This is a genomic window from Dyella sp., from assembly GCF_035277725.1.
Classification (GTDB): Bacteria; Pseudomonadota; Gammaproteobacteria; order Xanthomonadales; family Rhodanobacteraceae; genus Dyella_B.
This window is the reverse complement of sequence record NZ_DATEJY010000166.1, coordinates 1-10,719: the sequence shown is the minus strand read 5'-3', so window position 1 is coordinate 10,719 and position 10,719 is coordinate 1. Positions and strand designations below refer to the sequence as shown.

Below are 10,719 nucleotides of genomic sequence, written 5' to 3'. Positions count from 1 at the left end.
GGCATTCGCATCGTGCGCAATACGCAGATCAAGGCGGCACGCGGGCAACCTGGCAAGGTGACACTGGAGGCGACCGATGGCGTTGAGCACGGTGTATACGATGCGGTGCTGTGGGCCATCGGGCGTGTGCCCAACAGCAATGACATCGGTCTGGAATCACTCGGCGTGGAATGCGATGAGGCCGGCCATGTGCTGGTCGATGCGTTCCAGAACACCAGCGTGGCTGGCGTCTATGCCGTCGGCGACGTCACCGATCGCAAGGCGCTTACGCCCGTAGCGGTAGCCGCGGGACGCGCCTTGGCGGAGCGGCTGATCGGTGGCGATGCCCAGGCGACGTTCGACGACAGTGTGGTTCCCAGCGTGGTGTTTTCCGAGCCGCCGCTGGGTTCGGTCGGTCTTACCGAGCAACAGGCGCGCGCTCGCTATGGCGATGCGGTGAACGTGCATACCGGACGCTATACGCCTTTGCTATGGATGGTGGCCGGCCGCTCCGAGCAGAGCGTGGTGAAGCTGCTGAGCGTGGGCGAGCAGCGCAAGATCGTCGGCATTCACGTGCTGGGGCCGGGCAGCGATGAATTGCTGCAAGGTTTTGCGGTGGCGATGCAAAAAGGGTTGTACTGGGCCGATCTCAAATCGACTATCGCGATCCATCCCACCGCCGCCGAGGAACTGCTGTTGCTGCATTGAGCGCAGACCGGCGACACTGCGGGAATGGATACCTTCACGCTTACCCGCGGCCGTGTGCCGCTGCTGATCAGCCTGCCGCACAACGGCACGTGGCTTCCCGACGACCTCGCTGCGCGCATGCAACCTGAGGCACGCCGCGTGCCCGATACCGACTGGCATGTCGCCCGCCTGTATGAGCCCTTGGCGCAGGAGTTGGGGGCCAGCGTGATCAAGCCGCTGGCATCGCGCTATGTGGTCGATCTGAATCGCCCGGCCGACGGGCATGCGCTTTATCCGGGCCGGCGCGAAACGGGGCTGGCACCCACCATCGGCTTCGACGGCCAGCCGCTGTACCTGAATGGGCAGGAGCCCGATGCGGATGACATCCATCGTCGTGTCGAAACCTGGTGGCGTCCCTACCACCTTGCACTGGCCGGTGAGTTGGCGCGGTTGAAGGCGGAGCACGGCAGGGCGGTGCTATGGGATGGCCACTCCATCAAGAGCCACGTGCCCATGCTGTTTGAAGGACGCCTGCCGGACTTCAACCTGGGCACTGCCGATGGCGCGAGCTGCAGCGCTGATCTCCAATGGAGCTTGACCCGTGTGCTGGAAGGCCAGCGCCGCTACGACTTCGTGGTCAACGGACGCTTCAAGGGCGGCCATATCACCCGCCATTACGGCCAGCCGGCAGAAGGTGTGCAGGCCGTGCAACTGGAGCTGGCGCAGTGCCAGTACATGGATGAAGAAAGCTTTGCCTGGGATGAGGCCAAGGCGGTGCAAGTGCAGGCCATCATCCGCGAGTTGCTGCGTTGCTGCCTTGCTTGAGGCTGTCAGTGGCAAGGACAGTCGGCAAGGTTTGTTTAAAAAGCTACCGGCGGACTCGAAATTTTCCTACGTCCGTTCAGTTTCGGTATGCCGAGATGGATGCATTGTTAGGGCCGTCACGCCGCCCGCGATAGCCGGGTTCCGGCCGGGTCCGTGGCAACCAAAATCTCGAGGCTCATGATCATGATGCGTAAACTTGCGATCGCTTCCCTGCTCGTGGCAGGTGTCGCTCTTTCCGGTTCGGTGCTGGCTCAGGATTCGTCGGCTGCTCCGGCATCCGCGTCGACGTCGGCCACCACCACCAAGCACGCCCATCACACCAAGTCGTCGACCCATAAGTCGTCGCACAAGGCGAAGAAGTCCGCTGAGCCGGCTTCCAGCAGCACTGCAGGCAAGTAATCTCTCCTCATCCGATCGGATGAAAGACCCGGTGGGCGAAGGCCCCCGGGTTTTTTTTATGGCCAAGTGTTACGGGTTGGATGCCGGCAACGCGGCAACGCACTTCAACTCGATGGCGATCGGCGTCGGCAAGGCAGTAATGCCCAGCGTGGTGCGGCAGGCATCCACGCCTTGGAAGTATTCGGCGTACAGGCGGTTGTACGCGGGAAAGTCGCGCGCCATGTCGGTGAGAAAGACGGTGACGTCGACCAGGTCTTCCCAGCGCGCGCCGCTCGCTTCGAGCACCGCCCGCACGTTGGCGAACACTTGCCGGCATTGCTGCTCGATGTCGTAGCCGATCAGATTTCCTTCCGCGTCATGGACGTTGCCGGGAATGCGGTTGGTGCCGGGTTCGCGCGGTCCGACACCGGAAAGAAACAGCAGGTTGCCCACGCGGCGCGCATGCGGATAGGCGCCTACCGGAGCCGGCGCGGTATCGGTGCGGACCACGTTGCTCATCGCAGTTCCTGCGCGCGTTGCATCAGCAACTCAAGCGCGTGCTCGTAATTGGGGCGCAGCGATTCGCGCGATGAAACGTGCATGCCGAGATCATGCATGTGGCCGTTGGAGAGGCCGTAGCACCAGGCATGCACCGAAAGCGGTTGGCCGCGTTCCCATGCGTCCATCACGATGGTGGTCTGGCAGACGTTGACCACTTGTTCGATCGCATTGAGTTCGCACAGGCGCATGTTGCGCAAGGGCATGGAATCCAGCGCCGCCAGCTTGTCTACATGCTTGTGCGCGACATCGCCTACATGGCGCAACCAGTTGTCGACCAGGCCGAGCCGGCGTTCGTCCAGCACGGCCTGCACACCGCCGCAACCGTAATGGCCGACGACGATGATGTGCTCCACTTTCAGCACATCCACGGAGAACTGGATGGTGCTTAAGCAGTTGAGATCCGTGTGCGAGACGACATTGGCGACGTTGCGTTGCACGAAGATCTCGCCGGGCGGCAGGTCGACGATCTGCGTGGCGGGCACGCGCGAGTCGGAGCAGCCGATCCACAGGTATTTGGGCGATTGCTGTTTGGCCAGTCGCTCGAAGAACTTCGGATCGGCCTGTGTTACCGATGCCGACCAGCGGCGATTGCTGTCGATCAGATCTTGCAGTGGACTGCTCAAGGTAGATTCCTCAGTAGCGAATGCAAATATTGCGCGGCTCGGTGAAGAAGCGCAGCGCTTCCACGCCGCCTTCCCGACCGACGCCGGATTGCTTGCTGCCGCCGAACGGCGTGCGCAGGTCGCGCAGCAGCCAGCAGTTGATCCACACGATGCCGAATTCCAGTTGCGCGCCCATGCGATGGGCGCGCGACAGGTCGCGCGTCCAGAGCGACGCAGCAAGGCCATAACCGGTGCCGTTGGCGAGGGCGATCGCTTCGGCTTCGTCCTCGAACGGAATCAACGTGACGGCCGGGCCGAAAATTTCCTGCTGGTTGGTCTGCGTGTCGTTGCCGAGTCCTTCGATCACCGTCGGCGCGATGAACCAGCCTTCGGCACAACGCCCATCGAGCGTCAGGGCGTTGCCGCCGCAAAGAATGCGTCCGCCTTCGTCGCGTGCCTGTGCAACGCAGCGCATCACCTTGTCGAAGTGTTCGCGCGATACGAGTGCGCCGAGATCGGTGGTGGCGTCCTTGGGATCGCCCACGCGCAGCGCCTGGACTTTGGCGAGGTAACGTTCGCGGAAGCTGTCGTAGATCGAGCGTTGCACCAGCAGGCGCGAGCCGCATAGGCAGATCTCGCCCTGGTTGGCGAAGCCCGAACGCACGATGGTGTCGAGGTTTGCGTCACTGAGATCGGCGTCGGCGAAGACGATCGCCGGATTCTTGCCGCCCATTTCCAGCGACACTTTCTTGAACTGCGGTGCTGCGCTGGCGGCAATGCTCGCACCGGTGCGTGTGCTGCCGGTAAACGAAATCGCCTTGATCGCCGGATGTTCGATGATCGCCTGGCCGGTGGTGGGGCCGCGGCCTTGCACGATGTTCAGCACGCCAGCAGGAAAGCCGGCTTCGATGCTCAATTCACCCAGCCATGCAGCGGTGCACGGCGTGATTTCGGAAGGTTTGGCAATGACCGCGTTGCCACTCGCCAGCGCCGGTGCGATTTTCCAGGTGAACAGGTACAGCGGCAGATTCCACGGGCTGATGCAACCGACTACCCCAAGCGGATGGCGCAGCGTGTAATTGATCGCGCCGCTTTCCATCGCGTGCGACTCGCTCTCCCAGCCGATGATGGCAGCGGCGAAGAAGCGCAGATTGGAGACCGCGCGCGGGATATCCAGGCGCTTGGCCAGTGCGACGGGTTTGCCGCTGTCGCGCGATTCCAGTTCTGCGAATTCATCGAGCCTGGCTTCGATCAGATCAGCGAGTTTGTGCAGCAACGTGGCGCGCGTTTCGGCCGGCGTCGCGGCCCAGGCTGGCGCTGCGCGTTGTGCTGCTTTAGCGGCAGCATCGATGTCCGCAGCGGTGGAATCGGGACATTGCGCGAACACCGCACCGGTAGCGGGTTCGTAGACGTCGAGCCAGCGGTCGTCTACAGGAGCTTGCAGGCGACCATCGATAAGGTTGGCGAGGCGTGTGCTTGGCATCTTTGCAAGCTTAGGGCCTGTTCAAGGGGAATGCACCGGACGCTGCCGTATGTGTGTCGCCGTGCAGCGATCAGCTCAAGGCTTTCGTGCGCCCGCCGTCCACGGCAATGCTCACGCCATTGACGTATGCAGCCGCCGGCGTGCAAAGGAATGCGATCACTGCCGCAACCTCACCGGGCTCAGCGAAACGGCGGGCGGGAACGGCAGCGGCCATCTCCTTGGCCAACTCCTGTTCGCTGCGACCACTCTTCTGGGCTTGCGCCGTCAGCAATCCATCGAGCCGGGCCGTACGGGTATAGCCGGGCAAGACGTTGTTGACGGTGATGCCATCGGCGGCAAGTTCGTTGGACATGGTCTTGGCCCACGCGGCCATCGCGGCGCGAACAGTGTTGGAGACACCAAGGCCGGGAATTGGTTCTTTTACCGAGGTAGAAATGACATTGACGACGCGTCCGTACGCGCTGTCGCGCATGCCCGCCAGTACCGTTTGCAGCAGCGCATGAGCAGCCAGCACGTGTTGGCGGAACGTGTCTTCGAAGGCGGCGTCCTCGGCGCTATGAATGGGGCCGCCCGGCGGACCGCCGGTATTGTTGATCAGGATGTGTACGGGACTGGCTTCGACGATGCCGAAAGCCGTTGCCTTCAGCATATCGGTATCCTGCATGTCCACGCTGCACCATGCATGCCGTTGCGATGCATGTTTGCGCGGCAGGCTCTCGGCCAATGCGGCGAGGCGCTCAGCAGAGCGCGCCAGCAGGGTGACGTCGGCGCCCAGTTCGGCAAGCTCGACGGCCGTCGCGCGGCCGATGCCTTGCGATGCGCCACACACCAGGGCGTGACGTCCGCTCAAGTTCAAATCCATGTGATCTCCCGATGGTTTTTAGCGCTTGTTGGCGATGCACACGAGTCGTCAACAGGCGCTCAGGAACGGCTGTGCCATTGGATGGCTAGCGCGCCAAGCCAGCATCCCCAGGCCAGCCACTGACTGTAGCGCCAGGCACGCCACAGGCGTGTGATCGCCGCGTCGTCGATCGCCGCGATGGCCGGCGAGCGCAGGACGCTTTGCATGCGCAACCACAACTGCGGCCCATGCGCAGCTTGTGCGCTGCCGGTATCCACGATCACTTTCCAGTGTTGCGGATAGTCGTCGCGCAAATGTTTGGCGATGCGGAACGGCAACACGGCGTGTGTGATGAAACAGATCAGGCCGATCATCAACAAGCCGATGTAGACCACGACCGGAATCAAGGGCCTCTCCGCGTCAAGCCAAGATCCAGGCCGATGGAATTGAGCAGGCCGTTGCCTTGCGGGGCTTTGCCGCATACGGCCTTGCTCACGGCCTGGTTATAGCTTTTATCCATCAGGCCGACCCACACCACGCCTTCCGGTCCGTGCTGAATCTTGTAGCTGCCGCCCATGGTGGTGGCGGTGGGTGTATTCGTGGTGCTGCTGGTCGAGAAGGTACTGGCCGATTGCTCCCAGTACGTGTTGTCCGACTGCTGCTTGGCGGAGCTGTACACCACGACGTAGCGCGCACGGCTGTCGGTGACCTCGACGCTGCCGAACGCGCCGCTGTCGTCGTTGGTCCAGCCCATGTATTCACATAGTTTTATGTCTTGCGAATCGATGGGTTGGAAGGCCTCATCAAGCTGCACTACGGTAGGCGCGAACAAATAACTGCTGCTGGTGACGGAGCGGCCGACCAGTTCCGACTTCAAGCCGATCTTGTAAGGCAGCTTGACGTCCTGGGGCAGCGCAAAGCTCAGGAAGTAGCTGCGCGAACCGTTGATCGCCGCCACCGGGCTGCTGGGGCCAAGCTCGAACCGCTGCGGCCGCCAGGGCAGGCGGGCCTGGTAGGAGAAATCGGCGAAGGTGGTGCAGCAGGGCGTGGCGTCGGCGAGTGCCTTCTTGGCATCAGCCAGCGGCCGGATCGGCTGGCTTTGCGGCAGCAGATCGGTAGGCAGCGGCAACTTGGGCAGCTTGACGGTATGGCAAGCTGCAAGCGCCAGGATGGATGCAAATAGGAGTAGCAGTTTGAGACGCATGGTGGTTTTAAAAGATCAGAACTCGGCGCTCCCTGCCGCACGGGGATAAGGAATGGCATCACGGATATTGGTCAGGCCGCACACGTAAACAAGCAGGCGTTCGAAGCCGAGGCCGAAGCCCGCATGCGGCACGGTGCCGTAACGGCGCAGGTCACGGTACCAACCGTACGTGGCAGGATCGAGACCGAACTTGATCATGCGGCGGTCCAAATAATCCAGGCGTTCCTCGCGCTGGCTGCCGCCGATGATCTCGCCGATGCCAGGGGCGAGCACGTCCATCGCAGCGACGGTTTTCTCGTCGTCGTTCAAGCGCATGTAGAACGCCTTGATCTGCTCCGGGTAGTTCATAACGACCACGGGACGGCCGATATGTTTCTCGGCCAGGTAGCGCTCGTGCTCGGTCTGCAGGTCGATACCCCAGGCGACCGGGAACTCGAACTTCTGGCCGGACTTCTTCAGGATCTCGACAGCGTCGGTGTAATCGATGCGCTCGAACGGCTGGCTGATGAAGGTCTCCAGGCGCGTGATGGCGTCCGGCAGCACGCGTTCGGCGAAGAACGCCATATCGTCCGCGCGTTCTTCCAGCACGGCCTTGAAGATCGCTTTCAGGAATCCTTCCGCGCAATCGGCATTGGCGGTGAGGTCGGCGAAGGCGATTTCCGGCTCGATCATCCAGAACTCGGCCAGGTGGCGCGGCGTATTGGAGTTCTCCGCGCGGAAGGTGGGGCCGAAGGTGTAGACCTTGCTCATCGCCAGGCAGTAGGCCTCGACGTTGAGCTGGCCGGACACCGTGAGGAAGGCCTCGCGGCCGAAGAAATCCTTGCGGAAGTCGATCTTGCCTTTCTCATCGCGCGGCAGGTTGGCCAGGTCCAGCGTGGACAGGCGAAACATGTCGCCGGCGCCCTCGGCGTCGGAGGTGGTGATGATCGGCGTGTTGATCCAGAAGAAACCCTGTTCGGTGAGGTGGCGGTGGATCGCCGTCATCATCGTGTGGCGCACGCGCGTGACGGCGCCGAACAGGTTGGTGCGCGGGCGCAGGTGCGCGACCTCGCGCAGGAATTCCATCGAGTGCTGCTTGGGCTGGATGGGGTAGGTTTCCGGATCGTCGACGAAGCCGGTGACTTCAACATGGTCGGCCTGCAGTTCGAAGGCCTGGCCTTTGCCCTGCGACGGCACCAGCGTGCCGGTGACGATCACGCCAGCACCCGCCGTGAGGTGCTTGACCTCGCTTTCGTAGTTGCCGAGGGTGGCCGGCACCACGGCCTGGATCGGATCGAAGCAGGAACCATCGCTGATATTCACGAACGACAGGCCAGCCTTGGAATCGCGCCGTGTGCGCACCCAACCGCGCACCGTCGCCTTGCTGCCGGCCTCGAGCTTGCCGGAAAGGGCCTGTTTGACGCTGACCACCGTCATGGATTGAAACTCCTGGAAGGGGCGCCCATGTGTTCATGGGCGTGAAGGCAAGCGGGCATGATAATGTAGTCTTGCCGCACTGCGACACGCCTTGCGTACTCAAAGTGCCCGATTCAGAACCGCTGTCCCTATGACCATCTCGATCACTCCCTCTGCTCAACAACGCATGCGCCAATTTCTTGCGCAGGCGCCGTCTGCCGCAGGCGTCCGTTTCGGTGTGAAGCGCACCGGCTGTTCGGGCTTTGCCTATGTGGTGGATCTGGCCCAGCAAGTGGGTGAGGACGACCAGGCTTTCGAGATCGATGGCGTGCCGGTGATTGTCGATGCCAAGAGCCTGCCGCTGGTGGAAGGCACCGAGATCGACTTCCAGCGCCAGGGGCTCAACGCCAGCTTCGTGTTCCGCAACCCCAACGCCACCGGCGAGTGCGGATGCGGGGAAAGCTTCACCGTCGGCTGAGCTGTGCATAGCCTCAGCTAATTCAGCGACTTGCGTCCGCTCGTTCACCCCGCTTACAATTCCGCTTCTGTCTACGCCAAACAGGCGTTGGACAGCCCTTGCCTCACCGCATGCCGCGGGAGGCTGCGAGGCCCGTAAGGGTCGCATCCTTAAGGAGTTTTCCCGATGACCTTGCGTCATTACGAAGTTGTATTCCTGGTCCATCCTGACCAGAGCGAACAGGTTCCGGCGATGATCGAGCGTTACAAGGCGCTGATCGCCTCTGACGGCGGCAAGATCCACCGCCTGGAAGACTGGGGCCGCCGCCAGCTGGCGTACCCGATCGTGAACCTGGCCAAGGCTCACTACGTGATGCTCAACATCGAAGTGAGCCAGAGCGTGCTGAACGAGCTGGAGTCGGGCTTCCGCTTCAACGACGCTGTGCTGCGCCACCTGGTGATCAAGCGCGACGAGGCCGATACCGAGCAGTCCTTCATCCTCAAGAGCAAGGAAAAGGACGACGCGAAGTCCTCCCGCCGCCGTGACGACGACGCCGAAGGCGATGACCGCCGCGTGGGTCGCGCTGATAGCGACGACGCCGATCTCGAAGACTGATCCAGGAGCCAGCCCCCATGTCCAAGTTCTTCCGCCGCCGCAAGTTCTGCCGTTTCACGGCCGAAAAAGTCAAAGAGATCGACTACAAGGATCTCAACACGCTGCGTCAGTACATCACCGAAAACGGCAAGATCGTGCCCAGCCGCATCACCGGCACCAAGGCGCGCTACCAGCGCCAGCTGGCCACGGCCATCAAGCGCGCGCGCTTCCTGGCGCTGCTGCCGTACACGGATAACCACGACGTTTAATGCTTTACCCGCTGCTGCCCGAAAGGGCAGCAGTTCCTTTCGGACAACCGTCCACGGCTGCATCGGGCCGCTCCGGTGCTAACGAATCTAGGAATCAATCATGGAACTCATTCTTCTTGAGAAGGTGCGCAACCTCGGCAACCTCGGCGACAAGGTCAAGGTGAAGCCGGGCTACGGCCGCAACTACCTGCTGCCGCAAGGCAAGGCCGTGCGCGTCAACGCCGAAAATCTCGCCGCCTTCGAAGCCCGCCGCGCCGAATACGAGGCCAAGGCCAACAAGCTGCTGTCCGACGCCAGCGCGCGCCAGGCCAAGCTCAACGACGTGACGGTGACCATTGCCGCCAACGCCAGCCCGGAAGGCAAGCTGTATGGCTCGGTCGGTCCGCGCGAGATCGCCGATGCGCTGCAGGCCGCCGGTCATGACATCCACAAGGGTGAAGTCATCCAGGGCGAAGGCCCGATCCGCCATATCGGCGAATTCGACGTGGTAATCAGCCTGCACGCCGACGTGCAGAACACGATCAAGGTCGTTGTGGTTCCTGAGAAGGCGTAAATCGTCAATCGGGAATCGTCAATCGCGTAGAGGCGTCCAAAAACGCCTTTTTGATCAGCTCAGAAGGCACTTGTGCGTAAGCGTGAGTGCCTTTTTTGCTGCTCGGATGTTCGGTTCCCGAGTTATCCCCAAACTTCCACAAGTTTTCCACAGCTTCCCATCTCGTTCCGTGAGACGCCGCCGCGTATGCTCGCAGCTTATGCCCGCCTACACGGCCTTGCGGGTACCCCTTGCTACAGGGAATGTCCATGTCCTTCGTCCCCGAACGCAAATCCGTCCATAACGCCGTCGAAGCCCTGCGTGTACCGCCGCACTCGATCGACGCCGAGCAAGCGGTTTTGGGTGGACTCATGCTCGCTGCCGATGCGCTGGATCGCGTTGCCGACAAACTTGGCGAGGTGGACTTCTATCGCAAAGATCACCGCCTGATCTGGCGAGCGATCACCGAGCTTGCCAACAAAGGCATGCCTTGCGATGCGATTACGCTGGGCGACTGGTTCGAGGCCAATGGCTTGGCGGAAATGGTAGGAGGCGCTAGCTATCTGGTCGAACTGGCGAACACGACACCGAGCGCGGCGAACATCATCGCCTACGCCGAGATCGTGCGCGAGAAATCCGTGCTGCGCCAGCTGATCGACGCCGGCACCGCGATCACCGAAGACGGTTATCGCCCCGAAGGCAAGACCGTGCACGAAGTGCTGGAGCGCGCCGAGCAGGCCGTGTTCAAGATCGCCGAGTCCGGCGCGCGCGGCAAGAAGGACACCGTATCCATGCGCGAGGCGGTAAAGGACGCCTTCCGCCAGTTGCACGAGCGCTACCAGAACCGCGGCCAGCTCACCGGCATCTCCACCGGTTTTTCCGATCTGGACAATCTCACTTCCGGTTTGCAGC

Annotated in this window: 15 protein-coding genes; 8 read left to right on the top strand and 7 right to left on the bottom strand. The window is 62.2% G+C overall.

All coding sequences use genetic code 11. The features are described 5' to 3' along the window. The 3 genes from VJR68_RS14790 to VJR68_RS14780 form a co-directional block, all read left to right on the top strand. A partial coding sequence (locus VJR68_RS14790) for an FAD-dependent oxidoreductase (RefSeq protein WP_324148876.1) occupies positions 1–687 on the top strand: 687 nt, incomplete at its 5' end. Between the two features lie 24 nt (positions 688–711). Beyond that, positions 712–1,491: an N-formylglutamate deformylase gene (gene hutG, locus VJR68_RS14785; protein ID WP_324148874.1), complete on the top strand. Its 780-nt coding sequence runs from the start codon at positions 712–714 to the stop codon at positions 1,489–1,491. 183 nt (positions 1,492–1,674) lie between these two features. Then, positions 1,675–1,890, top strand: a complete 216-nt coding sequence (locus VJR68_RS14780; RefSeq protein ID WP_324148872.1) for a hypothetical protein — start codon at positions 1,675–1,677, stop codon at positions 1,888–1,890. Positions 1,891–1,959: 69 nt separating this feature from the next. Here the strand turns inward: VJR68_RS14780 and VJR68_RS14775 are convergent, their stop codons facing one another. The 7 genes from VJR68_RS14775 to asnS form a co-directional block, all read right to left on the bottom strand. Then, entirely contained in the window at positions 1,960–2,388 is a 429-nt protein-coding gene (locus tag VJR68_RS14775) for a RidA family protein (RefSeq protein ID WP_324148870.1), read from the bottom strand. Continuing rightward, entirely contained in the window at positions 2,385–3,053 is a 669-nt protein-coding gene (gene can / locus VJR68_RS14770; RefSeq protein ID WP_324148868.1) for a carbonate dehydratase, read from the bottom strand. Before can ends, VJR68_RS14775 begins: the two co-directional genes overlap by 4 nt. Positions 3,054–3,063: 10 nt before the next feature. Beyond that, positions 3,064–4,515 (bottom strand): aldehyde dehydrogenase, encoded by a 1,452-nt coding sequence (locus VJR68_RS14765; RefSeq protein WP_324148866.1) that lies wholly within the window; start codon positions 4,513–4,515, stop codon positions 3,064–3,066. Positions 4,516–4,585: 70 nt separating this feature from the next. Next, positions 4,586–5,377 (bottom strand): SDR family NAD(P)-dependent oxidoreductase, encoded by a 792-nt coding sequence (locus VJR68_RS14760; protein ID WP_324148864.1) that lies wholly within the window; start codon positions 5,375–5,377, stop codon positions 4,586–4,588. 59 nt (positions 5,378–5,436) lie between these two features. After that, positions 5,437–5,763 (bottom strand): hypothetical protein, encoded by a 327-nt coding sequence (locus tag VJR68_RS14755; protein WP_324148862.1) that lies wholly within the window; start codon positions 5,761–5,763, stop codon positions 5,437–5,439. Beyond that, positions 5,760–6,560: a MalM family protein gene (locus VJR68_RS14750; protein ID WP_324148860.1), complete on the bottom strand. Its 801-nt coding sequence runs from the start codon at positions 6,558–6,560 to the stop codon at positions 5,760–5,762. Before VJR68_RS14750 ends, VJR68_RS14755 begins: the two co-directional genes overlap by 4 nt. Before the next feature lie 15 nt (positions 6,561–6,575). After that, on the bottom strand, positions 6,576–7,976 hold the full coding sequence (asnS, locus tag VJR68_RS14745) for an asparagine--tRNA ligase (RefSeq protein WP_324148858.1): 1,401 nt from the start codon (positions 7,974–7,976) through the stop codon (positions 6,576–6,578). Between the two features lie 130 nt (positions 7,977–8,106). Between asnS and VJR68_RS14740 the strand changes: the two genes are divergently transcribed. The 5 genes from VJR68_RS14740 to VJR68_RS14720 all read left to right on the top strand — a co-directional run. Next, positions 8,107–8,433, top strand: a complete 327-nt coding sequence (locus VJR68_RS14740) for an iron-sulfur cluster assembly accessory protein (protein ID WP_324148857.1) — start codon at positions 8,107–8,109, stop codon at positions 8,431–8,433. 165 nt (positions 8,434–8,598) lie between these two features. Then, positions 8,599–9,027: a 30S ribosomal protein S6 gene (rpsF, locus tag VJR68_RS14735; protein WP_324148856.1), complete on the top strand. Its 429-nt coding sequence runs from the start codon at positions 8,599–8,601 to the stop codon at positions 9,025–9,027. A gap of 17 nt (positions 9,028–9,044) precedes the next feature. Next, positions 9,045–9,275: a 30S ribosomal protein S18 gene (gene rpsR, locus VJR68_RS14730; protein ID WP_324148854.1), complete on the top strand. Its 231-nt coding sequence runs from the start codon at positions 9,045–9,047 to the stop codon at positions 9,273–9,275. A gap of 100 nt (positions 9,276–9,375) precedes the next feature. Continuing rightward, positions 9,376–9,828, top strand: a complete 453-nt coding sequence (rplI, locus tag VJR68_RS14725; protein WP_324148852.1) for a 50S ribosomal protein L9 — start codon at positions 9,376–9,378, stop codon at positions 9,826–9,828. 248 nt (positions 9,829–10,076) lie between these two features. Further along, positions 10,077–10,719, top strand: a 643-nt coding sequence (locus tag VJR68_RS14720) for a DnaB-like helicase N-terminal domain-containing protein (protein WP_324148850.1), incomplete at its 3' end; no start/stop codon positions are given.